This is a genomic window from Bradyrhizobium ivorense, from assembly GCF_900696085.1.
GTDB classification, from domain to species: Bacteria; Pseudomonadota; Alphaproteobacteria; order Rhizobiales; family Xanthobacteraceae; genus Bradyrhizobium; species Bradyrhizobium ivorense.
In genome coordinates this window covers 92,956-117,771 of the sequence record NZ_CAADFC020000021.1, presented here as the reverse complement: position 1 = coordinate 117,771, position 24,816 = coordinate 92,956, and the positions used below count along the sequence as shown (strand labels likewise).

Sequence of the window (24,816 nt, the reverse complement as noted above, 5' to 3'; positions counted from 1 at the left end):
CGTGGTTAAGGCTTCGTCGGCCTGCGGCGGGGCCCGGCGGATGGCCGGCTGTGGGATAAACCCTTGTGCGGCAGTGACTTTACCGTACTTGCTAAAGTTTCCCCGGAGCCAGCATTTGGTTCTTTGCAAGGCCGAAAGGCTTTGTTATACGCTGCCCGCTCGCGAACGATTGGTTCGCCTATTCCTCGGTAGCTCAGCGGTAGAGCATTCGACTGTTAATCGAATGGTCGCTGGTTCGAATCCAGCCCGGGGAGCCAGTCCTGGCCCCATCGATCATCCATCACCCGATCACAAGCCTGTGGCCTGTCGCGACAGACCATTCCCGTCGTCAAATCGACTCAATAACTTCAGACATTCCATCTCGCCGGGTCTCGAGAGGTGATTGTCATGTCCATTAACCTGGTCGACCTGTCATTCCAGCAGCCGACGCTTGTTCCCGCCGATGTTCCCGACATCAGCGACGATGAATGCGTGCGCCGTTTGGCGAAGGCCGTCGAGGACCACGATTCGGCGCATCTCGACGAAGTGGCCCGGCTGATCGGCCGGCTCGCCGTCACAATCGAATAGGCGGCCGCCGGGCGCACGCGCGCAGGTTAACCGCGTGTTGCGTTTTGGCGGAGCTTGTTCCAAAAGATGGCCCTGTTCTAGCTCCTCCAGCGGCAATGCCGCGCGACTTGCAGGGTCTTCGCCAATGTCCGGTTTTTCGACCGCGCGCCAGTACATGGTCGATGGTCAGGTGCGTCCGAGCGACGTCACCGATGATCGAATCCTCGATGCCATGCTGACGGTGCCGCGCGAGGCCTTCGTGCCGGCCGACAAGCAGGCGCTGGCCTATCTCGACCTCGATCTCGACGTCGCCGAGGGCGGCAGCACCAGGCGCTGCCTGATCACGCCGGCGCTGCTCGCCAAACTGCTGCAGGCGGCCGACATCAAGGCGACCGACCGCGTCCTGGTGGTGGGCTGTGCGACCGGCTACGCCGCCGCCATCGTGGCGCGCTTCGCCGGCGAGGTGAGGGCGACCGAGAGCGATCCGGCCCTGGCCGCCAAGGCTGGCGCGGCGCTGGCCCAGCTCGGCAGCCGGAATGTCACAGTGACGACCGCCGCCGCCGCCGACGGCGACGCTGGGGGCGCGCCCTACGACGTCATCGTCCTCAACGGCGCCACCGAAATCCTCCCGACCGGGCTGTTTGCCCAGCTCAAGGAAGGCGGCCGGCTGGTGGGGGTCTTCGCGCTGACGCGGCCGCCCAGGGCAGGCCTCGTGACCCATACCCGGGGGGACTACGGACATCGGGAGCTGTTCGACGCCACGGCTCCTGTGCTGCCCGGACTTGAGCGGCTGCCGGCCTTCGTCTTCTGAGCCATTACCGCGCCGCCAGGGACTGCGCTGCCGGGGCTCGATAAAATCCCGTTCTGAATCAGAAGTGTGGCCCGTTTGCCCCACGTAAAGAGTTTCCACCGTCTTGCGTTGCGGGGTAGTTCCGTTGCCCCTAGCTGCGGACTAAGGTGAGGCCGGACTCACTTCGTCTGAGGCGACGGTCGGCCCATGTTCATGAGCCGGGCGACTACAAATGGATGGATTACTGGGGATGCGTGGGGTGAAGGTCATCACCGCGGCTGCGATTGCGGTCCTTCTGTTGGCTGAGATGGGCCCCGTGCCTGCGCTCGCCGATACAATCGAGGCCGCGCTGGTGCGTGCCTACCAAAACAATCCCCAGCTGAACGCGCAACGCGCGCAGGTGCGGGCTACCGACGAAGGCGTTCCGCAGGCACTCTCAGGTTATCGCCCGCAGGTCGCGCTGACCGCGAGTGCGGGCTATCAATATACCGACTCGCGGCAGGGCGGGCAGCCGGTGATCGGCCCCACGGTGCCGCGCAGCGCGGGCATCACGGTCAACCAGCCGCTCTTCAATGCGCAAACGCCGCAACGGGTGCGCGCGGCCGAGAGCCAGGTGTCGTCGGCACGCGAAGGGTTGCGGGTGCTGGAGCAGTCCGTGCTGCTGCAGGCCGCCACGATCTACATGGACTATCTCCGCGATTCGGCGATCGTCGAGGTTCAGCGCAGCAACACCCGCGTGCTGGAGCAGACCCTGAAGCAGACCCAGGACCGCTTCAATGTCGGCGAAGTGACCCGGACCGACGTTGCGCAGTCCGAAGCGCAGCTCGCGGCCGGCAGGACGCAGCAACTCACTGCCGAAGCCAATCTCACGACGACGCGTTCCAACTTCCGACGCATCATCGGCAGCGAGCCGACCAATCTCGCGCCGGGATCACCGGTGGACCGCTTCCTGCCGTCGACACTGGCCGCCGCGGTCGATCTCGGCCTGACCCAGAATCCGAACGTCACCGCGGCGATGTTCGGCGTCGACGTCAACTTCCTGCAGACCAAGATCGCCGAGGGCGCATTGCTCCCGACCGTCACGCTGTCGACCCAGGTGACGCAGCAATACGAGCAAACCTTGCTGACGCAGCGCGCTTTCAACGCGTTGACGTCCGTGCAACTGTCCCTGCCGATCTACCAGGGCGGCACCGAATATGCGCTGATCCGGCAGTCCAAGGAATCGCTGGCGCAGCAGCGCCTGGTGCTGGAGCAGACCCGGGACCAGGCCCGCGCCAACGTCGTCACCTTCTGGGGCCAGCTGATCGCCGGCAAGTCGCAGGTAGCCTCGGCGCAGGCGCAGGTGCAGGCCTCCGAGATCGCGCTGAACGGCGTGCGCGAAGAGGCCAAGGCCGGCCAGCGCACCACGCTCGACGTGCTCAACGCGCAGCAGGCGCTGGTCAACGCGCGCAACTCGCTGGTCACGGCGCAGCACGACCGCGTCGTCGCTTCCTACAACGTGCTGAACGCGATCGGCCGGCTGTCGCCGACAGTGATGGGCCTGCCCACCTCGGTCTACGATCCGAGCGTGCACTACCACCAGGTGCGCGACAGCTGGGCCGGCGTCCGCACGCCCGACGGCCGCTAGCCGCCACATCAACGTTGCTTGTTGCGCTTAAGCTCGTGGTTCTGTGTCAATCAGGACCGCGAGCGCGCGCGTTTGCTTGCAATCGATAAAGGCTGACTTACCGTTATGCCGGGCAGCAAGGCGATTCGCGGCAGGGCCATGATGTTGGTGCAGCGGACGCAACGAGCGACACGAGGCTGCGCGAAGGCCTCGGGCGGGCTTGATCTGGGGACAAGTCGGGGCGGGAGCGACGAAAATCTCGGCCCGCATCATCGGAACCAGCGAATCCTCTCGGGCTTGATGTAAAATGGTTTCGATGTGGAGTCGGAAATGACGCAACCTGCAAAGGTCCAAGAGCCCTCGATGGAGGAGATTCTGGCGTCGATCCGTCGCATCATTGCCGACGACGAGGCGAAGCCAGCCGCGGCCGAGAAACCGGCGGCCGCCGCGCCGCCGCCGAAGGTCGAGCCGCAAGCCGCCAAACCCGCCAGCCCGCCGCCGGCTCCGGCTGCGAAGGCCGCCGCGCCCGCGCCAAAACCGGTGCCGCCTGCGCCCGCAGCAACGCCGAGCAACAGCCAGGACGATATCGATTCGCTGTTGGCCAGCCTCGACCAAGCAACGCCGGCGTCGGAGATCAGGCCATCGCCGCCACAGCCGGAAGCTGACGTGTTCGAGCTCACCGACGACATGGCGCTGCCGGATCCGGCGCCCGCGCCTTCGTTCCGCAAGGTCGAGCCCGAAGACGACGTCGAGTTCACCGACCCGTCGGTGCGGAGCCGTGCGCCGCTCCAAGAATCAGTTCGTGAGCCGGTACGCGAGCCAGTCCGCGAGCCGCCGCCGGTCGACCCCGCGACGATCCAGCCGATCATCTCGGGAACCACAATGCGGGCGGTCGAATCCGCGTTCAACTCGCTGGCCAATACCGTGCTGAGCAACAATGCGCGGACGCTGGAGGATCTGGTCAAGGAGATGCTGCGACCGATGCTGAAAGCCTGGCTGGATGACAACCTGCCCGGGCTGGTCGAGCGGATCGTCAAGGCCGAGATCGAGCGGGTCTCGCGCGGGCGCTGAAGCCCCGCGGGGCTATCCGGCCCTCATTCAGCCACCCCAAAATGCCCTAATTGCCGTTTCCGTGCGCCGGTCCGGTTGACTCGGTGCGTTCGGGCGGCTTTCTAGCCGTTTCCACATTCCCAAATTGCAGTGTCATGATCGAGAAGAACTACCAGCCCGCCGATATCGAGCGCCGGATGTCCCAGGTTTGGGAGGACAGCGGTGCGTTCAAGGCCGGACGGCCGGAACGCCAGGACGCTGCGCCTTTCACCATCGTGATCCCGCCGCCGAACGTCACCGGTTCGCTGCATATGGGCCACGCCCTCAACAACACCCTGCAGGACATCCTGTGCCGGTTCGAGCGGATGCGCGGCCGCGACGTGCTGTGGCAGCCCGGCACCGACCATGCCGGCATCGCGACCCAGATGGTGGTCGAGCGGCAACTGATGGAGCGGCAGGAGCCCGGCCGCCGCGACATGGGCCGCGGCAAATTCCTCGAGCGGGTCTGGCAGTGGAAGGCGGAGAGCGGCGGCACCATCGTCAACCAGCTGAAGCGCCTCGGCGCCTCCTGCGACTGGTCGCGCGAGCGCTTCACGATGGACGAGGGGCTGTCGCGCGCCGTCGTGAAGGTGTTCGTCGAGCTGCACCGCGATGGCCTGATCTACAAGGACAAGCGGCTGGTCAACTGGGACCCGAAACTGCTGACCGCGATCTCCGATCTCGAGGTGCAGCAGGTCGAGGTCAAGGGCCATCTCTGGTATCTGCGCTATCCGATCGAGGGCCGGACCTTCAGCCCTGAGGATCCGAAGTCGTTCATCGTGGTCGCGACCACGCGCCCGGAGACCATGCTCGGCGATACCGCCGTTGCAGTGCATCCGGACGACGAGCGCTACACCGCGCTGGTCGGCCAGCACGTCATCCTGCCGCTGGTCGGCCGCAGGATTCCGATCGTCGCCGACGACTATTCCGATCCGGAGAAGGGGTCCGGTGCGGTCAAGGTGACGCCGGCGCACGACTTCAACGATTTCGAGATCGGCAAGCGCCACGGCCTGCCGCAGATCAGCGTGCTCGACCAGGAGGGCTGCCTCAGCCTGGTCGACAACGAGGATTATCTGCGCGGTCTGCCCGAAGGATCCGCCGAGTTCGCGGCGGAGTTCGACAGGATCGAGCGTTTCGCCGCGCGCAAGAAGATCGTGACGCGGCTGGAGGAGTTCGGCTTCCTGGAGCGGATCGAGCCCAACACCCACATGGTGCCGCATGGCGACCGCTCCGGCGTCGTGATCGAGCCCTATCTGACCGACCAGTGGTATGTCGACGCGCACACGCTCGCACAGCCGGCGATCGCGGCGGTGCGTTCCGGCGACACCACCTTCGTGCCGAAGAACTGGGAAAAGACCTATTTCGAGTGGATGGAGAACATCCAGCCCTGGTGCATCTCGCGCCAGCTCTGGTGGGGCCATCAAATCCCGGCCTGGTACGGGCCGGACGGCAAGGTGTTCGTCGCCGAGACCGAGGAAGAGGCGGTCGGCAATGCGCTCGGCTATTACGTCGAGCAGGAGGTCATCACGCCGGAGCAGGGCCATGAGATGGCCACCGATCCGGCCAAGCGCGAAGGCTTCATCACCCGCGACGAGGACGTGCTCGACACCTGGTTCTCCTCGGCGCTGTGGCCGTTCTCGACGCTGGGCTGGCCGGACGAGACGCCGGAGGTCGCGCGCTATTACCCGACCGACACGCTGGTGACCGGCTTCGACATCATCTTCTTCTGGGTCGCCCGCATGATGATGATGGGCCTGCATTTCATGAAGCAGGCGCCGTTCTCGACCGTCTACATCCACCGTCTCGTCCGCGACGAGAAGGGCGCCAAGATGTCGAAGTCGAAGGGCAACGTCATCGACCCGCTCGGCGTGATCGACGAATACGGCGCCGACGCGCTGCGCTTCGCGCTGACCCGTGAGGCGGCGCAGGGCCACGACATCCGCCTGTCGCCGCACCTGGTCGAGACCAACCGCAATTTTGCGACCAAGTTCTGGAACGCGTGCCGCTTCGCCGAGATGAACGAGTGCGTGAAGCCGGACGGTTTCGATCCCAAGGGCGCCAAGGATACCCTGAAGGAAACGTTGAACCGCTGGATCGCGCACGAGACCTCGCGCGCCACCCGTGAGGTGACCGAGGCGATCGAGAGCTATCGCTTCAACGATGCCGCCGGCGCGATCTACCGCTTCGTCTGGAACGTGTTCTGCGACTGGTATCTCGAGCTGGCAAAGCCGGTGCTGATGGGCGAGGAGGGCGCCGCCAAGGCCGAGACCCGCGCCATGATCGCCTGGACCCGCGACGAGATTCTCAAACTGCTGCATCCGTTCATGCCCTTCATCTCCGAGGAGCTGTGGGCGGTGACGGCCCAGCGCGACAGCCTGCTGGTGCTGGCGCAGTGGCCGCGCAAGGCCGCGATGACCGAGATGGAGCTTGCCGCGATGGCCGGGCCCGGCCCGGCCGGCGAGATCATTCCACCCATCATCGCAGCGCTCGACGCCGACGATTTCAGCGATCCCGCCGCGGAGGCCGAGATCGGCTGGGTGGTCGACCTCGTCACCGCGATGCGCTCGGTGAAGGCGGAGATGAACATCCCGCCGTCGACGTTGACGCCGCTGGTGATCGTGACGACGTCGGACGAGACGCGCGACCGCGCGCAGCGCTGGAACGACACCATCAAGCGCCTGGCGCGGCTGTCGGAGATTTCCTTCGCCGACGCGCCGCCCGAAGGCGCGATGCAGCTGCTGGTGCGCGGCGAAGTGGTCGCGCTGCCGCTCAAGGGCGTGATCGATCTCGGCGCCGAGCGGGCGCGGCTGGAGAAGGAACTCGGCAAGGCCGACGCCGACATCAAGCGGGTCGACGCAAAGCTCTCCAACGAGAAATTCGTCGCCAATGCGCCGGAAGAGCTGGTCGAGGAAGAGAAGGAAAAACGCGAGGCGGCACTGGAGCGCAAGGCGAAGATCCTCGAGGCGATCGAGCGGCTGAAGCAGGCGTCGTAGGGCATGATCCGGAAAAGTGTGAAGCGGTTTTCCGAAAGGATCGTGCCCAACTAGCAAGGCGGGCGGACGCTCGCCGATCCGAATTACGGTTCGCAATTCGATTTCACGCCATGCCACGGCCGCGCCGGCAATGCCGAGTTGTTCATCACCGCCGCCGAGGTGCTCGGCGATCAAACCGCGCGCGCGGTTGCCGAAGGCGTCGGGCGCTATGGCATCGAAACCTGTCGCCGCAAGGACCTGCCGTGGCCGTGCGGCGTACCCGGCGGCGGCGAGCCTGTTGCTCGGGCTCGCCGGCATCGGTCATTTCTACCTGCGGCTTTACGATCCCGCGAATGTGCCGTCCGTGCTGATCCCGCGGCCGCGGCGCGTCGCCGAACTGCGCAGCATGGTCATGGCGCCGCCGTCGCCTCCGTCAAGCGCGCCGCTACGCTGACGCAAACGGCTTGCTGAGGAATTTTGATCCCTTCACCCCATAGCGCCAGGGCAGCTCGACCGCCTTGGTGATGCCGATCCGCACGCCGGTGGCGATGTCGGGCGTTTCGGTACGGGCATAAAGCGCGATTGGCGGACGGTCGAGCGGCAGCTCGCTGTGGGCAATGCTGATGCCGAGCGCCTCGCAGAGCTTGCCGGGCCCCGAGCACAGGGCCCGCGCATCGTCCAGCCCGCGCCGCCTGCGCATCGCGGCGAGGCCATGGGTCGGCTCCAGCGCGCGGATCAGCACGGCGCTGGCCGAGCCGGCCTTCTCGCAGACGAAGTTCACGCACCAATGGATGCCGTAGGAGCGGTAGACATAGGAGAAACCGGGCGGTCCGAACATCACCTGGTTGCGCGGGGTCGGCCCGTTGAACGAATGGGCCGCCGGTTCGGTGTGGTGGTAGGCCTCGACCTCGACGATGATGCCGCCGACGCCGCCGACCAGGAAGGTCGCGCCGATCAGGTCGGGCGCGACCTCATGCACGCTGCGGTCAAAGAACGAGCGTTTCAGCGGCTTGCCGAGGCGCGGCGCGGTCGCCGTGGTCGATTGCGGTTTTTGAGCCATTTTCAGGTGGGAATCGCGGCGGAACAGGGCAGGAGACTGCCAATATTCCGGCCGCTCTGCTAGGGTCGGGCGCCGGGTTGCAGGCCGCGTCAACACGGATTAGCTAAGGTCTTTACTGGAGCATGATCTGTTCGGAAAACCGGCTTCCACTTTTCCGGATCATGCTCTCGCGACTTGCAGGCACCTATGGTCACCATCGTCGATACCATCTCCACGACCCCGTTGCGCCCGCGACACCCCGAAAAGGTGAACCGGCCGGATGCAGTCTCGCCGCCGAAGCCGGACTGGATCCGGGTCCGTGCGCCGAACTCGCGCGGCTATGCCGACACCCGCCGCATCGTCAAGGAGAACGGCCTCGTCACGGTGTGCGAGGAGGCCGGCTGCCCCAATATCGGCGAGTGCTGGGACAAGAAGCACGCCACCTTCATGATCATGGGCGACACCTGCACGCGGGCCTGCGCGTTCTGCAACGTCAAGACCGGCATGCCCGCGGCGCTCGAGACCAATGAGCCGGAATATGTCGCCGAGGCGACCTTCAAGCTCGGCCTGACCCATGTGGTGGTGACCTCGGTCGACCGCGACGATCTCGCCGACGGTGGCGCTGAGCATTTTGCCGAAACCATTCGCGCCATCCGTGCGCGCTGCCCGATCACGACGATCGAAATCCTGACCCCGGACTTCCTGCGCAAGGACGGCGCGCTGGAGCGCGTGGTCGCCGCAAAGCCCGACGTGTTCAACCACAATCTGGAAACCGTGCCGTCGCGCTACCTCACGGTTCGTCCCGGCGCGCGCTATTTCCACTCGATCCGGCTGCTGCAGCGGGTCAAGGAGACGGACCCGACCATCTTCACCAAGTCGGGCATCATGGTCGGCCTCGGCGAGGAGCGGCACGAGGTGCTGCAGGTGATGGACGATCTACGCTCGGCCGACGTCGATTTCCTCACCATCGGCCAGTATCTGCAGCCGACCCGCAAGCATCACGCCGTGATGCGCTACGTGCCGCCGGATGAATTCGCCGGCTATGAGCGGGTCGCCTATACCAAGGGATTTCTGATGGTGTCGGCGAGCCCGCTGACCCGCTCGTCGCATCATGCCGGCGAGGATTTCGCCAGGCTGCAGGCGGCCCGCGTCGCCCGCGGCCGCTAGATCATGCCGCGATTCCAAAGCAAGCGGCGGGTTCGTCACGGCGCCGCGCAAATGTTCGATCTGGTCGCCGACGTCGAGCGCTATCCGGAATTCGTGCCGCTGTGCCAGGCGTTGAAGATCCGTCAGCGCACACCGAAGGACGACGGCACCGAGATCGTGGTGGCCGACATGACTGTTTCCTTCAAGCTGGTGCGGGAAACTTTTACCAGCAAGGTGACGCTCGATCGACCCAATCTGAAAATCCTGGTCGAGTATCTGCGCGGTCCGTTCAGCAATCTGGAGAATCGCTGGACCTTCGAGCCGAAGTCGGACGCCGAGTGCGACGTCGGCTTTTTCCTGAATTACGAATTCAAGAACCGGATGCTGGCGATGCTGATGGGCTCGATGTTCGACGCCGCGTTCGGCCGTTTCGCCGGAGCGTTCGAGAAGCGGGCGGACCACATCTACGGCAAGCCGGTCGCTTCATAAATCTCTCAACGTCATTGCGAGCCAACGGGTCGCGCGAACGCGCGCCCGATGATAGGCTCCGCGAAGCAATCCATCTCCGCGTACGCTGATGGATGGATTGCTTCGTCGCTGTCGCTCCTCGCAATGACGGAGAGGGGATCGCAACGGTGAACTACAGGCAATGCCCTTGCATTGCCTTACGGGCAGGGACGGCGCACGCCGCCGGATGCGATGTAGGTGCCCGACGCCGGGTCGTAGGAGCGGAAGCGCTGGGAGCAATAGGCGTCGTTGTTGGCCTTGGCCTGGCTTGCGGCAATCGCACCGCCGATGATCGCGCCGACCGCAAGACCGCCGATCACCGCGCCGGCATTTCCGCCGCCACCGTGGTGGTGATATCCGCCGCGATAACCACCGCCGCGGTAGCCGTAGCGCGGGCCGCCGCCATGATAGTGCCGGTACTGCACTTGCTGAACGGAGGTAGGCTGATCCTGCAAACGTGCCGGAGCGAGCGGCGCGGCAACCGAGGGGACAACAGTCGACAGTGTCATGGCACCGGCGGTGATGCTGGCCACGACCAACGTTCCCAACTTCATCAATTTTCTCCTTGTTGTGGATTTGCGGTTGGAATGCCGCAGGTTGGAACAGGAGAAAACGGCGAGGCAACGTCAAAGTTGCGTGCCGGCCCAGCGACACTGGGTTGCAGTTAACACGATTGGAAATAGATCGACTTTAGGGCGCGACTCAAGCTGCCAAGTTCATCCGCGCGGCGTCCGGCGCCGCTTGGCGGCGTGACTGCGCGGCGAGCGCGCCACCCGCGGCCGCAGCCGGCTGACGGCCTCGCGACGCGGCTTTGCCGCTTGCGGCGGGCGCGCCAGCTCCATCAGCATGCGCAACGCCTCGACCACCGAGCGCTGGCGCACCGCGCTGCGGCCGATCGCGCCAAACCGCTGTTCGCGGTGAATGATGCGGCCGTCGCGCGCGGCAACGGCAAAGTGCACGAGACCCACCGGCTTGCCTGGCGTGGCGCCGCCGGGCCCGGCGATCCCGGTGATGGAGACCGCGAGGTCGACGCCGGCCTTTTCCAGCGCACCGATCGCCATCGCAGTCGCGGTTTCCTTGCTGACCGCGCCAAACGTCTCGAGCGTTGCCGCCTTGACCCCGAGCATCACCCGCTTGGCTTCGTTCGAATAGGTGACGAAGCCGCGGTCGATCACGTCGGACGAGCCGGGGATGTCGGTCAGCGCGCCGGCGACCAGGCCGCCGGTGCAGGATTCGGCGGTCGCGATGGTCAGCTTGCGCATCCGGCACAGGTCGAGCAGCGAGCGGGAGAGGGCACGAGCGTCGCTGCCGCCCATGTCAGGCACTCCAGCCTTTATCGTCCCAGGGGAGACGTATCGTCGCGCTCGCGGTTGCCGCGATGCCTTCCTCGCGGCCGGTGAAGCCGAGGCGCTCGCTGGTGGTCGCCTTCACCGCCACCCGCGAGATGTGAACGCCGGAGATCTCCGCGATCTTCGCCCGCATGCTGTCGCGCAGCGGGCCGATCTTCGGCCGCTCGCAGATCATCGTCACCTCGAGATTGGCGATCCGCCCGCCGCGCGCGGTGACGCGCTCGACGGCATATTTCAAAAACTGGTCGGAGGACGCGCCCTTCCACTTGGCATCGCTGGGCGGGAAGTGCGAGCCGATGTCGCCGTCGGCCAGAGCGCCGAGGATCGCGTCGACCAGCGCATGCAGCCCGACATCGCCGTCAGAATGGGCGAGAAAGCCCTTGGTGTGCGGCACACGCACGCCGCAGATCATCACATGGTCGCCGTCGCCGAAGGCATGCACGTCGTAGCCGGTGCCGGTCCTGATGTCGCCGAGCTGGCTCGCGAGCCGCGCTTCCTCGCGCACGAAATCGTCGGGAGTGGTGAGTTTCATGTTGGCAGGATCACCTTCAAATGTCGCAACCGTCAATCCCGCCCATTCCGCAAGCGCTGCATCGTCGGTGAAATCGCTGCGGCCCTCGCGTGCCGCGCGACGATGCGCCTCCAGTATCACGTCAAAGCGAAAGGCCTGTGGCGTCTGCGCGATCCGCAGCCGCGCGCGCTCCGGCGTCGCCTCGACGTGGCCGGCATCGCCGGTAAGCTTGATGGTATCGGTGACCGGAATCACCGGGATCGCAGCACCGGTGCGGCCGGCGGCCGCGATCGCGCGCGAGATCACCGCCGACGTGACAAAGGGGCGTGCGGCATCGTGGATCAGCACGATATCGGGCCTGTTACTCGCAAGCGCCTCGAGCCCCGCATGCACCGAGGCCTGCCGGGTCGCGCCGCCCGGGGTCGGCGGCTGGTGGCGCAGGCCGGCGACGGCGTCGCGAAACAGCGCGGTGTCATCCGGGTTGACCACCGGCTGGACGGCGAACACGTCAGGATGCCCGGAGAACGCCTCCATGGCCCGATAGATCACGGTCTGTCCGCCGATGGTCCGGTACTGCTTCGGCCCGCCCGCGCCGGCGCGCAGGCCTCGGCCGGCTGCGACAAGAATGGCTGCGGTACGCTCAGGCTTGGGCATGTTGAACCAATGACAGACGAATCGGGGGTGAGGAGAGGGCGACGTCACAGTCGCGCACAGCCCTTACCATGCCCGGTGCGCAAGAACAGAGCGTTTCCAGCTAGCTGTGGGAAAAGCAGATTTTGTTGCAGTGCACTTGCGTCGGTGGTAGAATTGTCTAAACTGTAGGCAAGAACCTTGACTGCACAAGAATTGTGCGCAAAATAAACAATGTCGGCTGCAATGACGTGGCCGACCCAACTTCGAGACAGCCGTGACCGGCGTGCAAAGTGTAGCTCGTAACCCGTTGAAGATCGGCGATATTGCCGTCGCCAACCGGGTTCTCCTCGCGCCGATGTCCGGCATTACCGATGCGCCCTTCCGCCGACTCACGGCGGCCTTGGGCGCCGGATTGGTGGTCTCGGAGATGACCGCCAGCGACGATCTGGTGAACGGCAAGCCGATGTCGAAGTTGCGCTGCGAAGCGGCCGGGATCGGCCCGCATGTGGTGCAGCTGGCCGGCTGCGGGACCCGCTGGATGGCGGAGGGCGCCCGCATCGCCGAGGCCGCCGGCGCCGACATCATCGACATCAACATGGGCTGCCCGGCCCGCCACGTGACCGGCGGCCAGTCCGGCTCGGCGCTGATGCGGGACCTCGACCATGCGCTGACGCTGATCGAGGCGACGATCGCGGCGGTCAAGGTGCCGGTGACGCTGAAGATGCGGCTCGGCTGGGACGACCGTTCGCTCAACGCGCCGGAACTGGCGCGCCGCGCCGAAGGCGCCGGCGTGCAGATGATCACCGTGCACGGCCGCACCCGCTGCCAGTTCTACAAGGGCGAGGCGGACTGGCAGGCAATCCGGGCGGTCAAGGACGCCGTCGCGGTCCCGGTGGTGGTCAATGGCGACGTCAGCACCTTCGATAAGGCCGTCACGGCGCTCGAGCAGTCCGGCGCCGACGCCGTCATGATCGGCCGCGGCGCGCAGGGACAGCCCTGGCTGCCGGGGCAGGTCGGCCGCCGGCTCGAGACCGGCATCGCCGAGGCCGCACCGCCGCTGGCCGAGCAGCTCAAGCATGTCCGCGCGCTCTACGACGAGGTCTGCAGCCATTACGGCCTCCGCGTCGGGCTCAAGCATGCACGCAAGCATCTCGGCTGGGCGCTCGAGGTCGCGGCCGCCTATAGCTGCGCGCCGGCCGCAACGTTGAAGAGCTGGCGGCAGAAGATCCTGACCTCGGAAGAACCGTCGAGCGTGCACCGCTCGCTCGAGGAGGCCTACGACGACTTTGCCTGGAGCGCTGCCGCATGACGTCAGCCATGGACTTTCGCAGGCCAATACCCACCGATGGCGAGGCAATCCTCAACGCGCTGCCCAACCCGGTGCTGCTGGTCGCCCCCGACGGGCGGATCGTCGATGCCAACATCGCCGCCGAATCGTTCTTTGAAATCTCGACGCAGTTCCTGCGCCGGCAGTCGCTCAAGGAGCTGGTGCCGTTCGGCAGCCCGCTGCTCGCGCTGATCGAGCAGGTGCGGACATCAGGCTCGCCGGTCAACGAATACAAGGTCGATCTCGGCACGCCCAGGATCGGCGGCGATCGACAGGTCGATCTCCACGTCGCGCCGCTGACCGAGCGGCCCGGCCACATCGTGGTGATGCTGCAGGAGCGCACCATCGCCGACAAGATGGACCGCCAGCTCACCCATCGCAGCGCCGCGCGCTCGGTGATCGCGCTCGCCGCGATGCTGGCGCATGAGATCAAGAATCCGCTGTCGGGCATCCGCGGCGCCGCGCAGCTCCTGGAGCAGCAGGCGTCTTCCGAGGACCGGCTGCTGACCCGGCTGATCTGCGACGAGGCGGATCGCATCGTCACGCTGGTCGACCGCATGGAGGTGTTCGGCGACGACCGCCCGGTGGCGCGCGGACCGGTCAACATTCATTCCGTGCTCGACCATGTGAAGCGGCTGGCGCAATCAGGCTTTGCCCGCAATGTCCGCTTCATCGAGGACTACGATCCGTCGCTGCCGCCGGTGCTGGCCAACCAGGATCAGCTGATCCAGGTGTTCCTCAATCTGGTGAAGAACGCGGCCGAAGCGGTCGCCGATCTCGGCACCGACGCCGAGATCCAGCTCACCACGGCGTTCCGGCCAGGCGTGCGGCTGTCGGTCCCCGGCAAGAAATCGCGGGTCTCGCTGCCGCTGGAATTCTGCGTCAAGGACAATGGCTCGGGCGTGCCGGAAGACCTGCTGCCGAACCTGTTCGATCCCTTCGTCACCACCAAGCAGACCGGCAGCGGGCTCGGCCTTGCGCTGGTCGCAAAAATCATCGGCGATCACGGCGGCATCATCGAATGCGAGTCGCAGCCGCGGAAAACCACCTTCCGCGTGCTGATGCCGATGTACAGCGCCGCCAAGCAACACGATCACAGCAACCGCGATGACGTTCCGGGTACGCCGTCGCCTGCCTCTCAGGATGCACGATGAGGAACAACAATGCCTGCAGGTAGCATACTTGTCGCCGACGACGACACCGCCATCCGGACCGTCCTGAACCAGGCGCTGTCGCGCGCTGGCTACGAGGTGCGCCTCACCGGCAATGCCGCCACGCTGTGGCGCTGGGTCAGCCAAGGCGAGGGCGACCTCGTGATCACCGACGTGGTGATGCCCGACGAGAACGCGTTCGACCTGCTGCCGCGGATCAAGAAAATGCGGCCGAACCTGCCGGTCATCGTGATGAGCGCGCAAAACACCTTCATGACCGCGATCCGCGCCTCCGAGCGCGGCGCCTATGAGTACCTGCCAAAGCCGTTCGACCTCAAGGAGCTGATCACCATCGTCGGCCGCGCGCTGGCCGAGCCGAAGGAGCGGGTGGCGAGCGCCAACGACGACAACGAGTTCGACTCGATCCCGCTGGTCGGCCGCTCGCCGGCGATGCAGGAAATCTACCGGGTGCTGGCGCGGCTGATGCAGACCGACCTTACCGTGATGATCTCGGGCGAGTCCGGCACCGGCAAGGAGCTGGTCGCCCGCGCGCTGCACGATTACGGCAGGCGCCGCAACGGCCCGTTCGTCGCGGTCAACATGGCGGCGATCCCGCGCGACCTCATCGAGTCGGAACTGTTCGGCCATGAGCGCGGCGCGTTCACCGGCGCCAACACCCGCGCCTCCGGCCGCTTCGAGCAGGCCGAGGGCGGCACGCTGTTCCTGGACGAAATCGGCGACATGCCGATGGAAGCGCAGACCCGGCTGCTGCGCGTGCTGCAGCAGGGCGAATACACTACGGTCGGCGGCCGCACCCCGATCAAGACGGACGTGCGGATCGTCGCCGCTTCCAACAAGGATCTGCGCATCCTGATCCAGCAGGGGCTGTTCCGCGAAGACCTGTTCTTCCGCCTTAACGTGGTGCCGCTGCGGCTGCCGCCGCTGCGCGAGCGGATCGAGGACCTGCCTGACCTGATCAGGCACTTCTTCGCGCTCGCCGAGAAGGACGGCCTGCCGCCGAAGAAGCTCGACGCCCAGGCGCTGGAACGGCTGAAGCAGCATCGCTGGCCCGGCAACGTCCGCGAGCTGGAAAACCTCGCCCGGCGTCTGGCTGCGCTCTATCCGCAGGACGTCATCACCGGCTCGGTGATCGACGGCGAACTGGCGCCGCCGGCGGTCACCGCGGGCAGCACGGCGAGCGTCGGCGTCGACAATCTCGGCGGCGCGGTCGAGGCCTATCTGTCCTCACACTTCTCCGGCTTCCCGAATGGCGTGCCGCCGCCGGGCCTCTATCACCGCATCCTCAAGGAGATCGAGGTGCCGCTGTTGACCGCGGCGCTGGCGGCGACGCGCGGCAACCAGATCCGGGCGGCCGACCTGCTCGGACTGAACCGCAACACGCTGCGCAAGAAGATCCGCGACCTCGACATCCAGGTCTACCGCAGCGGCGGGTAGGGCGGGCCGGCGAGGCGCGCTCCGCTGCCGGGGAATAGCGTCCGGAACGGCTATTTGCCGGCAGGTGCTTGGTCCAATTTGATCTGGACAGCATTTATACGCGCCTGGATGTCCTTTACCTGAAGGGCGAGCGGGCCAGATTCGAGCGCCGTCTGCACTTTGTTGATACGTTGGTCGACGTTGGTGACAAGACTGTTGAGGTGCGCCAATTCCGCATTCTCAACCGCAGCTTGCACTTTGCTGATCCGTTGGTCGATGTTGGCAACGAGACCGTAGAGACGATTCAGTTCCGTAGCCTGTTGCTCAAGCCGTTGTTTCTCGATGTCCCGGAGCTCGAGTGTGGCCAGGAAGCTTTGCTGCCCGAGTTGCCTGCGCTGAACTTCAGAAAGACCGATTCCCAAAACGTTGAGCACGAGGATGGCGATCAGAATGATCGTCGTCATGGTCGGTTTGGTCTCGACGTCGGACATGCAGGTCTCTCTAGTTGATCGGCGCACTGGGCCCATGGACGTAGTGTATAGGCGACCCTGCCTTTTCCTGGATAGGCCCGGTTGGGGCATTGTGCCTGCTGTTCTTCCGGTCCGGAGAAGGCGTGGTCGCTTTCATCCGCTGCATCGGGCGCCCCCTGACGAAAACGAACGTGGCCATGATCTGCGTCCGGGGATCCCGGCGGTCGCGCTAGCGTTCCCCGGACCGACGGCGGCCGTTTAGCCCATCGCCTGAATGACTTCCGCGGCTTTTCTCACCCGCGGTTATGCTTTCGTCACAAATGGTGTTGGGAACACGCGTCCGCGCCGATCTTTGCGCCGCGGAAATGTCGCAATTCGGCAACATTGTGATATCATTGCATCAGTCCGCAAGTCCTGCGGGCGAACGCTTCCAGCTCAATTGCCGGTATGACCAGCGCAGAGACCACGGCCTCGACCATAGACACGTCCCCCGCTGCCGAGCCGAAGGGTTTTGGCTTGCGGCGATGGCTGGCGCCGTTCGCCGCGGCCACGGCACTGCTGTCGGCGATGCTGACCTTCGTGGTGCTGAGCGGTCTGACCCCGATCGAGCCCACCAAGCCGGTGGTCTACTCCTTCCTGGTGATCAACGCGGCCTCGATCCTGCTGCTGATGGGGATCATCGCCCGCGAGGTCTGGGACGTGATTCAGGCCCGCCGCCGTGGCCGGGCCGCAGCCAGGCTGCACGTCCAGATCGTCAGCCTGTTCTCGATCATCGCGGTGCTGCCGGCCGTGTTGGTGGCGGTCGTCGCCAACGTCACCCTCGACCGCGGCCTGGACCGGCTGTTCTCGGGACCGACCCGGGAAGCGATCCAGAACTCGCTGAGCGTGGCCCGCGCCTATACCTATGAGCACGCCCAGCTGATCAATGGCGACATCCTGGCGATGGCCAGCGACCTCGCCAATTCCCGGCCGCTGTTCGATCAGGACCGGCTGACCTTCCTGCAGCTTTTGACCTCGGGCGCCATCGCGCGCAACCTGCCGGGGGCGATGCTGCTCGACCGGGACGGCAAGCCCGTCGTGACGGCGCCGACCGGCGCCACCCAGGTGTTTGCGACGCCGCCGAAGGAACTGCTCGACGATATCGGCGAGAACAAGCCGGAAATCTCGGTGTTTCCGGAGGAGAACTATGTCGCCGCCGTGGTGCGCTTGCGCAATTTCGACGGGGTCTTCCTCTACGTCGCGCGCCTGCTCGACCCCAACGTGGTCGGGCAGCTGAAACAGACCCAGACCAGCGTCGCCGAATATGCCGAGATCGAATCGCGCCGGCTCGGCATCCAGGTCACCTTCGCGCTGATGTTCGCGGTGATCGCGCTCACCATCCTGATGGCCTCGGTGCTGATCGGGCTGAATTTCGCCAACTGGCTGGTGGAGCCGATCCGCAACATCATGAGCGCGGCCAACCAGGTCTCGACCGGCGACCTGCATGTCCAGGTGCCGGTGGTCAAATCCGAGGGCGACCTTGCCCAGCTCGGCCAGACCTTCAACAACATGACGCAGGAGCTGCGCACCCAGCGCGACGAGCTCGTCAACGCCAGCGAGCTGATCGACAGTCGCCGCCGCTTCATCGAGGCGGTGCTGTCCTCGGCCTCCGCCGGCATCATCGGCGTCGACGCCTCAGGCAGCGTCGGCATCCTCAACCGCTCGGCGGAAAAACTGATCGGGCACGCCGAATCCGAGACGCTGGATCATCCGCTGTCGGACGTGCTGCCCGAGCTCGACGAGATGATGAAGACCGCGCGGGAGGGCACCCAGCGGCTGGTGCAGGGCCAGATCACCATCAACCGCGACGGTCACGAGCGCAATCTCTCGGTGCGGATCTCCGCCGAGCCGACCAGCCAGTCGCGCGACAACTACATCATCACCCTCGACGACATCACCGAGCTGGTGTCGGCGCAGCGCACCTCGGCCTGGGGCGACGTCGCCCGCCGCATCGCCCACGAGATCAAGAATCCGCTGACCCCGATCCAGCTCTCCGCCGAGCGCATCAAGCGTAGGTTCGGTAAGACCATCACCGAGGAGAAGGACAAGTCGATCTTCGACCAGTGCACCGACACCATCGTGCGCCAGGTCGACGACATCAGGCGGATGGTCGACGAGTTCGCGCGCTTTGCGCGCATGCCGAAGCCCGTGATGGAGGGCGAGGACGTCGCCGACGTGGTGAAGCAGGCGGTGTTCCTGATGAAGGTCGCCAATCCCGACCTCGACATCGAGGCCGATATCAGGCAAGACCCGCTGCCCGCGCAATTCGACCGCCGGCTGATCTCGCAGGCGCTGACCAACATCATCAAGAACGCCACCGAGGCGATCGAGCAGGTGCCGCCCGAGGAACTCCGCAAGGGCCGGATCGACGTGGTGGCGCAGCGCGAGAACGACGACATCCTGATCGACGTCGTCGACAACGGTATCGGCCTGCCCAAGGTCGCCCGCGCGCGGTTGCTCGAGCCCTATGTCACGACGCGGGCCAAGGGCACCGGCCTCGGGCTGGCGATCGTCGGCCGCGTCCTTGAGGACCATGGCGGCCGCATCGAGCTCAAGGACGCGTCGGACTTCCGCGATGGCCAGCGCGGCGCCTGGATGCGGCTGCGGTTTGCCGTCTCGGGGCAGGCGGCGAAGCCCGACAGCGCGCAGCGACCGGACGCGAAACCGGAACCGGGCGAACTAAAACTTGAAAAAAATCCGCCGGGTGAGCCGACCAGCGCACCGGCAGAAACGACCAACGATCAACCAGAAATCCAACTACCAAGAATCAAAGCCGCAACGGGCGATTGACAGGCAGGTGTATACCCATGGCTAGCGACATTCTGATTGTCGATGACGAGGCCGATATTCGCGATCTCGTTGCGGGCATTCTGGACGACGAGGGCTTTTCCACGCGCACCGCGCGCGACAGCGATTCGGCGCTCGCCGAGATCGCCAACCGCCGTCCGCATCTGGTGTTCCTCGACATCTGGCTGCAGGGCTCCAAGCTCGACGGGCTGCAGCTGCTCGAGCAGATCAAGAAGGACAATGCCGATCTGCCTGTCGTGATGATCTCCGGCCACGGCAACATCGAGACCGCCGTCGCCGCGATCAAGCGCGGCGCCTACGACTTCATCGAAAAGCCCTTCAAGTCCGACCGGCTGATCCTGGTCGCGACCCGGGCGCTGGAGACCTCGCGGCTCAGGCGCGAGGTGAAGGAGCTCAAGCAACTGGCTCCGGCGGCTAGCATTTTGACCGGCCGCTCGGCCTGCATGAACCAGCTGCGCCAAACCATCGATCGCGCCGCCAAGGCCAACAGCCGGATCCTGATCGTCGGGCCTGCCGGCGCCGGCAAGGAGCTCGCGGCGCGCACCCTGCACAATGCCTCCGGCCGCGCCGAGGGGCCGTTCGTGGTGATCAACGCGGCGGCGATCACGCCGGAGCGCATGGAGCTCGAACTGTTCGGCGTCGAGGGCTCGAACGGCGAGCAGCAGCGCAAGCCTGGCGCGCTCGAAGAGGCGCATGGCGGCACGTTGTTCATCGACGAGATCGCCGACATGCCGCGCGAGACCCAGAACAAGATTCTGCGCGTGCTGGTCGACCAGACTTTTCAGCGCCAGGGCGGCACCGCCAAGGTCCATGTCGACGTCCGCATCATTTCCTCGACCGCGCGCAATCTCGAGGAGGAGATCGCCGCCGGCCGCTTCCGCGAGGACCTTTATCATCGGCTGTCGGTGGTGCCGATTCGGGTGCCGCCGCTGTCGGAGCGGCGCGAGGATATCCCCGAGCTGATCGACTATTTCATGGACCAGATCTCGGCCGCGACCGGCCTGCCGAAGCGGCAGATCGGGCAGGACGCGATGGCCGTGCTGCAGTCGCATGTCTGGCCGGGCAACGTCCGCCAGCTCCGCAACAATGTCGAGCGCGTGATGATTCTCGCCGGCGGCGGACCGGAGGCGATCATCACCGCGGACATGCTGCCGCAGGACGTCGGCTCGATGGTGCCGGCGATGCCGACCTCCAACAATGGCGAGCACATCATGGGCCTGCCGCTGCGCGAGGCGCGCGAGGTGTTCGAGCGCGACTATCTGATCGCGCAGATCAGCCGCTTCTCCGGCAACATCTCGCGCACCGCGGAGTTCGTCGGGATGGAGCGCTCGGCGCTGCATCGCAAGCTGAAGGCGCTGGGGGTCGGCTGACCCCCAAGGATCGTCTGGGGCCTGCGCTTCCACCGAAATCGGACCGGCTATCTGCACGCTGACGTGAGCATGGGCGTGCCGACGCAGGGCCGGTATAATTCCGGGGGAGTTATCCACGCAGGCTGAGAATATTCGTCTCTTTCGCAGCGCTTTCTTAGAATTGCCACCGTGTTCCTACCGACTGATACGCGAACTGGCTTGCCTAACACGCGCGCGTGGCTTCTAATCCTACCGCTATGCCTGCCGGAGGGGGATCTCAGGGCAGGTGAGCAGCCGGATGCAGACTCCGTGAGAGAGCAATCACCGGTTCAATAAAAAGAAGCACAAGCAATGCGGGACAAAAACAATGGCGGCAGACCGCGCACAAAATCTACAAGACACCTTCCTTAATCACGTTCGTAAAACCAAAACACCTTTGACGATATTTCTAGTGAACGGAGTAAAGCTGCAGGGGATTGTCACCTGGTTCGATAATTTCTGCCTGCTGCTGCGGCGCGACGGTCATTCGCAGCTTGTCTACAAGCACGCGATCTCGACCATCATGCCGGGCGCTCCGATTCAGTTGTTCGAAGGTGGCGAGGACGCACCGGCTTGAGAGTGACCTGATTGGAACCCTTCAATCGTGAAGGGGGCGCCGACCGTCCCAAATCTAGGCCTGGGTCGGCGGAGAATAGCAGTACCGGGCGGGTGATCGTCATCGGCCCTTACCTGCGCATGCGCCGTGGCGACGGCGATGCGCAAATGGATTTCTCTGTCCGCGACTATGACGCGCGGATCGAGGAAGCCGCGGGTCTTGCGCGCGCCATCGATCTCGACGTAGTGGAGCAACTGGTCGCGCCCATCAGCCAGATCCGGCCCGCGACTTATCTCGGCAAGGGCAAGGTCGAGGAGATCACCGGCCTCGTCGCCGGCAACCATGTCGAGCTCGTGGTGATGGATTGCGCGCTGTCGCCGATCCAGCAGCGCAACCTCGAGAAGGCCTGGAGCACCAAGGTGCTCGACCGCACCGGACTCATTCTGGAAATCTTCGGCCGCCGCGCCAAGACCAAGGAGGGCGCGCTGCAGGTCGAGCTCGCCCATCTCAACTACCAGCGCAGCCGCCTGGTGCGATCCTGGACCCACCTCGAGCGCCAGCGCGGCGGCTTCGGCTTTATGGGCGGCCCGGGTGAAACCCAGATCGAGGCCGACCGCCGCCTGATCGGCGATCGCATCACCAAGCTCGAGGGCGAGCTGAAGAAGGTGCAGGCGACGCGGCGGCTGCATCGTGCCGGCCGCCAGCGCGTGCCGTATCGGGTGGTGGCGCTGGTCGGCTACACCAACGCCGGCAAGTCGACCCTGTTCAACCGACTGACTCGTGCCGACGTGCAAGCCGCCGACATGCTGTTTGCGACGCTGGATCCGACCTTGCGCGCGCTCAACCTGCCGCATGGCGGCAAGGCGATGCTCTCCGACACCGTCGGCTTCATCTCCAACCTGCCGACCCAGCTCGTCGCCGCCTTCCGTGCCACGCTGGAGGAGGTGCTGGAGGCCGACATCATCCTGCACGTCCGCGACATCTCGCATGAAGATGCGGAGGCGCAGGAGCGCGACGTCGAGGCGGTGCTGCGCCAGCTCGGCATCGACACCGACGCCGATGGCGGCCAGCGCATCATCGAGGTCTGGAACAAGATCGACCGCTTCGATCCCGAGGAGCGCGACAATCTCCGCAACATCGCCGCGCGCCGGCCGCCGGAGCGGCCGTGTTTTCTGGTCTCAGCCGCGACGGGCGAGGGGATCGACCAACTGTTGACCGCGATCGAGGATCGGCTGGCGGCCAAGCGCATGACGCTCAATCTCTCGATCGACGCCTCCGACGGCGCCGGCATCAGCTGGCTGCACCGCAACGCCGAGGTCCTGAACAAGGAGCTGCACGGCGAGCGCTTCGATATGACCGTGCGCGTCGACGAGACCAAACGCGACATCGTGATGAACCGGTTCGACGCCGTGCCACACCAGGCCTGAGCCGGGCATGATCCGGAAAAGTGCGAAGCGGTCTTCCGAAGAGACCATGCCCAAAAGAAATGCGGCGCAAGCCGCAATCTCCGGAAATATGACCAAGCCGTGACATCTCACGGCGTCGGCGCGCCTGCGGCGCGACGTCGCACTTTCCGTTTGAAATCCGCGCCGCCTTGGTTCATTGCGCTGCAGAACCCAAGGCGAGGGCGATCGATGCAAGACTCCAGCGATACCATAACCCGCGACGCGCCCGTGAGCCCGACCGGCGATCTGGCCCATGAGCGCGCCCCCGAAATCGTCGAGGCGCTCAACGCAAGGGAGCCCGCGGATGCCGCAAAGATGCTGCGGTCGCTGCCGGCGGAGCGGGCGATCGAGGTGCTCGATTTGCCCGGGCTCGACAACACCTGCGAGATCATCGCCGAGCTTCCGACGGACACCGCGGTGTCGCTGCTGTCGGGCGTGTCCGACGACCGCGCCGCCGACATCTTCAAGGAGCTGATCGAACCGCTGCGCACCACGCTGCTGAACGGCCTCAATCCGGACACCCGCGCCGTCATCTCGGGCCTGCTCGCTTATCCCGAGCGCAGCGCCGGCTCGATCATGACCACTGAGTTCGTCAGCGTGCCCGCGACCTGGACCATCGCCGAGGTGCTGCATCACATCCGGATGGTCGAGCGCACCCGCGAGACCGTCTACTCGATCTTCGTGACCGATCCGGTCAAGAAGACGCTGATCCAGGCAGTGCCGCTGCGCCGCCTGATCTCCGGCGATCCACATGCCAACGTGCTGACCGCCGCGCCGGCGCGAAAACCGCTGATGATCGCGCCGGAGGCCGACCGCATGGAGGCGGCGCGGCTGATCTCGCGCTACGATTTGCTCGCGGTCGCCGTCGTCGATGGTCCCGGGCATATCCTTGGCATCGTCACGGTCGACGACGTCATCGACGCGATCGTCGAGGAATCCACCGAGGACGCCCAGAAGTTCGGCGGCATGGAAGCGATCGACGAGCCGTATCTGCGGATCGGTTTTGGCGAGATGATCAGGAAGCGCGCCGGCTGGCTGTGCGCGCTGTTTCTTTCGGAGATGCTGACCGCGACCGCGATGCAGTCGTATCAGAGCGAGCTCGAGAAGGCGATCGTGCTGACCCTGTTCATCCCGCTGATCATGAGCTCGGGCGGCAATTCCGGCTCGCAGGCAACCTCGCTGTTGATCCGCTCGCTGGCGCTGCACGAGGTGCGGCTGCGTGACTGGTGGCGGGTGGCGCTGCGCGAGCTGCCGACCGGCATCGTGCTCGGCGCCATTCTCGGCGTGATCGGCATCGTCAGGATCACGCTCTGGCAGACGCTGGGCCTGTTCGACTACGGCCCGCATTGGGTGCTGGTCGCCGCAACCGTCGGCGCTGCGCTGGTCGGCATCGTCACCTTCGGCTCGCTGTGCGGATCGATGCTACCGTTCATCCTCAAGCGCATCGGCTTCGATCCGGCGAGTGCGTCGGCACCGTTCGTCGCGACGTTGGTCGACGTCACCGGGCTCGTGATCTATTTCGGCGTGGCGGCGGTCACCCTGCGCGGGACGCTGTTGTAGGCCAGGGCAGGGTAAAGGTCGTGACTGCGTATATTCGGGCTCAGATTGTTAGGTGGGTCAGTGACGATTTCCCGGGCGTTGTCGCATGCGGATTCTCCGACCGGTTCGGTAAAGAATGGGCGATAATCGAGAAGCTATCCGTCCTTACGGACGCCGATCTGCGGCCCGATAGCCAATTCCCTCAGCCCGTTCTCATTGCGTGCGAGGTGGTTGCAAGACGGCAAGATGGTGTTGGGCGCGAAATCGTTGACATCTCCATTCTGACCCCCTGGGCCATGGAAGCCACGGATGGAACGACGAGCTTCGAGCTTTATGCTGAGCAATTGCAGATTCAGCAGAACGGATCCTTGAATGGACCATGTCCGCATAGCCGGGATCCATAACCACCGGCCTCACCGCTGACGATAGTCGCAGTTCCGCATGAGTGCGGGACTGGCACCGTCCATCACC

General features: G+C 65.4%; 21 protein-coding genes and 1 tRNA gene. 17 read left to right on the top strand and 5 right to left on the bottom strand.

Translation table 11 applies throughout. The features are described from left to right. The first annotated feature begins 182 nt into the window (after window positions 1–182). From CI41S_RS27450 to CI41S_RS27420, 7 genes are all read left to right on the top strand, one after another. A tRNA-Asn gene (locus CI41S_RS27450) sits at window positions 183–257 on the top strand. 130 nt (window positions 258–387) lie between these two features. Continuing rightward, complete coding sequence (locus tag CI41S_RS27445) at window positions 388–567, top strand: hypothetical protein (protein ID WP_139862435.1); 180 nt, start codon at window positions 388–390, stop codon at window positions 565–567. Between the two features lie 124 nt (window positions 568–691). Then, complete coding sequence (locus CI41S_RS27440; protein WP_139862434.1) at window positions 692–1,357, top strand: protein-L-isoaspartate O-methyltransferase family protein; 666 nt, start codon at window positions 692–694, stop codon at window positions 1,355–1,357. A gap of 229 nt (window positions 1,358–1,586) precedes the next feature. Beyond that, window positions 1,587–2,963 (top strand): TolC family outer membrane protein, encoded by a 1,377-nt coding sequence (locus tag CI41S_RS27435; RefSeq protein WP_139862433.1) that lies wholly within the window; start codon window positions 1,587–1,589, stop codon window positions 2,961–2,963. A 309-nt stretch (window positions 2,964–3,272) separates the two neighbouring features. Next, the gene (locus CI41S_RS27430) at window positions 3,273–4,013 is read left to right on the top strand and encodes a PopZ family protein (protein WP_139862432.1); all 741 of its coding nucleotides are present in this window, start codon (window positions 3,273–3,275) and stop codon (window positions 4,011–4,013) included. 134 nt (window positions 4,014–4,147) lie between these two features. After that, a complete protein-coding gene (locus tag CI41S_RS27425) occupies window positions 4,148–7,024 on the top strand; it encodes a valine--tRNA ligase (protein WP_139862431.1) in 2,877 nt (958 codons plus the stop codon). A 208-nt stretch (window positions 7,025–7,232) separates the two neighbouring features. Continuing rightward, complete coding sequence (locus CI41S_RS27420) at window positions 7,233–7,457, top strand: hypothetical protein (RefSeq protein ID WP_139862430.1); 225 nt, start codon at window positions 7,233–7,235, stop codon at window positions 7,455–7,457. On the opposite strand, the gene CI41S_RS27415 is transcribed toward CI41S_RS27420, so the two are convergent. Next, a complete protein-coding gene (locus CI41S_RS27415; RefSeq protein WP_139862429.1) occupies window positions 7,449–8,063 on the bottom strand; it encodes a DNA-3-methyladenine glycosylase in 615 nt (204 codons plus the stop codon). The genes CI41S_RS27420 and CI41S_RS27415 overlap by 9 nt on opposite strands. Window positions 8,064–8,249: 186 nt before the next feature. On the opposite strand from CI41S_RS27415, the gene lipA reads away from it, so the two are divergent. Together lipA and CI41S_RS27405 are read left to right on the top strand one after the other, a co-directional pair. Further along, on the top strand, window positions 8,250–9,209 hold the full coding sequence (gene lipA, locus CI41S_RS27410) for a lipoyl synthase (RefSeq protein ID WP_139862428.1): 960 nt from the start codon (window positions 8,250–8,252) through the stop codon (window positions 9,207–9,209). Between the two features lie 3 nt (window positions 9,210–9,212). Continuing rightward, window positions 9,213–9,677: a type II toxin-antitoxin system RatA family toxin gene (locus tag CI41S_RS27405; protein ID WP_139862427.1), complete on the top strand. Its 465-nt coding sequence runs from the start codon at window positions 9,213–9,215 to the stop codon at window positions 9,675–9,677. A 176-nt stretch (window positions 9,678–9,853) separates the two neighbouring features. On the opposite strand, the gene CI41S_RS27400 is transcribed toward CI41S_RS27405, so the two are convergent. From CI41S_RS27400 to CI41S_RS27390, 3 genes are all read right to left on the bottom strand, one after another. After that, entirely contained in the window at window positions 9,854–10,249 is a 396-nt protein-coding gene (locus tag CI41S_RS27400) for a BA14K family protein (RefSeq protein ID WP_139483668.1), read from the bottom strand. A gap of 162 nt (window positions 10,250–10,411) precedes the next feature. Then, window positions 10,412–11,011 (bottom strand): CinA family protein, encoded by a 600-nt coding sequence (locus CI41S_RS27395; RefSeq protein WP_139483666.1) that lies wholly within the window; start codon window positions 11,009–11,011, stop codon window positions 10,412–10,414. A 1-nt stretch (window position 11,012) separates the two neighbouring features. Further along, the gene (locus CI41S_RS27390) at window positions 11,013–12,209 is read right to left on the bottom strand and encodes a bifunctional 2-C-methyl-D-erythritol 4-phosphate cytidylyltransferase/2-C-methyl-D-erythritol 2,4-cyclodiphosphate synthase (RefSeq protein WP_139862426.1); all 1,197 of its coding nucleotides are present in this window, start codon (window positions 12,207–12,209) and stop codon (window positions 11,013–11,015) included. 286 nt (window positions 12,210–12,495) lie between these two features. On the opposite strand from CI41S_RS27390, the gene dusB reads away from it, so the two are divergent. The 3 genes from dusB to ntrC are packed head-to-tail and all read left to right on the top strand — an operon-like array spanning window position 12,496 to window position 16,121. After that, window positions 12,496–13,497 (top strand): tRNA dihydrouridine synthase DusB, encoded by a 1,002-nt coding sequence (gene dusB, locus CI41S_RS27385; protein ID WP_139862473.1) that lies wholly within the window; start codon window positions 12,496–12,498, stop codon window positions 13,495–13,497. Beyond that, entirely contained in the window at window positions 13,494–14,669 is a 1,176-nt protein-coding gene (locus CI41S_RS27380) for a two-component system sensor histidine kinase NtrB (protein WP_139483663.1), read from the top strand. Before dusB ends, CI41S_RS27380 begins: the two co-directional genes overlap by 4 nt. 9 nt (window positions 14,670–14,678) lie before the next feature. After that, a complete protein-coding gene (ntrC, locus tag CI41S_RS27375) occupies window positions 14,679–16,121 on the top strand; it encodes a nitrogen regulation protein NR(I) (RefSeq protein WP_139483661.1) in 1,443 nt (480 codons plus the stop codon). Between the two features lie 50 nt (window positions 16,122–16,171). Here ntrC and CI41S_RS27370 read toward each other — a convergent pair whose 3' ends face one another. Further along, window positions 16,172–16,591, bottom strand: a complete 420-nt coding sequence (locus CI41S_RS27370; protein WP_139483659.1) for a hypothetical protein — start codon at window positions 16,589–16,591, stop codon at window positions 16,172–16,174. A 426-nt stretch (window positions 16,592–17,017) separates the two neighbouring features. Here CI41S_RS27370 and CI41S_RS27365 point away from each other — a divergent pair, with 426 nt between their 5' ends. From CI41S_RS27365 to mgtE, 5 genes are all read left to right on the top strand, one after another. Next, window positions 17,018–19,399 carry a sensor histidine kinase NtrY-like gene (locus CI41S_RS27365; RefSeq protein ID WP_139862425.1) on the top strand — a complete coding sequence of 794 codons (2,382 nt, stop codon included), beginning with the start codon at window positions 17,018–17,020 and terminating at the stop codon, window positions 19,397–19,399. Window positions 19,400–19,416: 17 nt separating this feature from the next. Beyond that, window positions 19,417–20,787, top strand: coding sequence for a nitrogen assimilation response regulator NtrX (gene ntrX, locus CI41S_RS27360; protein ID WP_139483655.1), 1,371 nt, complete (start codon window positions 19,417–19,419; stop codon window positions 20,785–20,787). 346 nt (window positions 20,788–21,133) lie between these two features. Next, complete coding sequence (hfq, locus tag CI41S_RS27355) at window positions 21,134–21,382, top strand: RNA chaperone Hfq (RefSeq protein WP_006020546.1); 249 nt, start codon at window positions 21,134–21,136, stop codon at window positions 21,380–21,382. Window positions 21,383–21,393: 11 nt separating this feature from the next. Next, the gene (hflX, locus tag CI41S_RS27350) at window positions 21,394–22,788 is read left to right on the top strand and encodes a GTPase HflX (protein ID WP_139862424.1); all 1,395 of its coding nucleotides are present in this window, start codon (window positions 21,394–21,396) and stop codon (window positions 22,786–22,788) included. Between the two features lie 207 nt (window positions 22,789–22,995). Further along, window positions 22,996–24,366: a magnesium transporter gene (gene mgtE / locus CI41S_RS27345; protein ID WP_139862423.1), complete on the top strand. Its 1,371-nt coding sequence runs from the start codon at window positions 22,996–22,998 to the stop codon at window positions 24,364–24,366. The last annotated feature ends 450 nt before the right edge of the window (window positions 24,367–24,816 follow it).

Coding starts and splice junctions, on each gene's coding strand:
- CI41S_RS27445 (WP_139862435.1), top strand. CDS start 388: ATGTCCATTAACCTGGTCGACCTGTCATTCCAGCAGCCGACGCTTGTT.
- CI41S_RS27440 (WP_139862434.1), top strand. CDS start 692: ATGTCCGGTTTTTCGACCGCGCGCCAGTACATGGTCGATGGTCAGGTG.
- CI41S_RS27435 (WP_139862433.1), top strand. CDS start 1,587: ATGCGTGGGGTGAAGGTCATCACCGCGGCTGCGATTGCGGTCCTTCTG.
- CI41S_RS27430 (WP_139862432.1), top strand. CDS start 3,273: ATGACGCAACCTGCAAAGGTCCAAGAGCCCTCGATGGAGGAGATTCTG.
- CI41S_RS27425 (WP_139862431.1), top strand. CDS start 4,148: ATGATCGAGAAGAACTACCAGCCCGCCGATATCGAGCGCCGGATGTCC.
- CI41S_RS27420 (WP_139862430.1), top strand. CDS start 7,233: ATGGCATCGAAACCTGTCGCCGCAAGGACCTGCCGTGGCCGTGCGGCG.
- CI41S_RS27415 (WP_139862429.1), bottom strand. CDS start 8,063: ATGGCTCAAAAACCGCAATCGACCACGGCGACCGCGCCGCGCCTCGGC.
- lipA (WP_139862428.1), top strand. CDS start 8,250: ATGGTCACCATCGTCGATACCATCTCCACGACCCCGTTGCGCCCGCGA.
- CI41S_RS27405 (WP_139862427.1), top strand. CDS start 9,213: ATGCCGCGATTCCAAAGCAAGCGGCGGGTTCGTCACGGCGCCGCGCAA.
- CI41S_RS27400 (WP_139483668.1), bottom strand. CDS start 10,249: ATGAAGTTGGGAACGTTGGTCGTGGCCAGCATCACCGCCGGTGCCATG.
- CI41S_RS27395 (WP_139483666.1), bottom strand. CDS start 11,011: ATGGGCGGCAGCGACGCTCGTGCCCTCTCCCGCTCGCTGCTCGACCTG.
- CI41S_RS27390 (WP_139862426.1), bottom strand. CDS start 12,209: ATGCCCAAGCCTGAGCGTACCGCAGCCATTCTTGTCGCAGCCGGCCGA.
- CI41S_RS27380 (WP_139483663.1), top strand. CDS start 13,494: ATGACGTCAGCCATGGACTTTCGCAGGCCAATACCCACCGATGGCGAG.
- ntrC (WP_139483661.1), top strand. CDS start 14,679: ATGCCTGCAGGTAGCATACTTGTCGCCGACGACGACACCGCCATCCGG.
- CI41S_RS27370 (WP_139483659.1), bottom strand. CDS start 16,591: ATGTCCGACGTCGAGACCAAACCGACCATGACGACGATCATTCTGATC.
- CI41S_RS27365 (WP_139862425.1), top strand. CDS start 17,018: ATGACCAGCGCAGAGACCACGGCCTCGACCATAGACACGTCCCCCGCT.
- ntrX (WP_139483655.1), top strand. CDS start 19,417: ATGGCTAGCGACATTCTGATTGTCGATGACGAGGCCGATATTCGCGAT.
- hfq (WP_006020546.1), top strand. CDS start 21,134: ATGGCGGCAGACCGCGCACAAAATCTACAAGACACCTTCCTTAATCAC.
- mgtE (WP_139862423.1), top strand. CDS start 22,996: ATGCAAGACTCCAGCGATACCATAACCCGCGACGCGCCCGTGAGCCCG.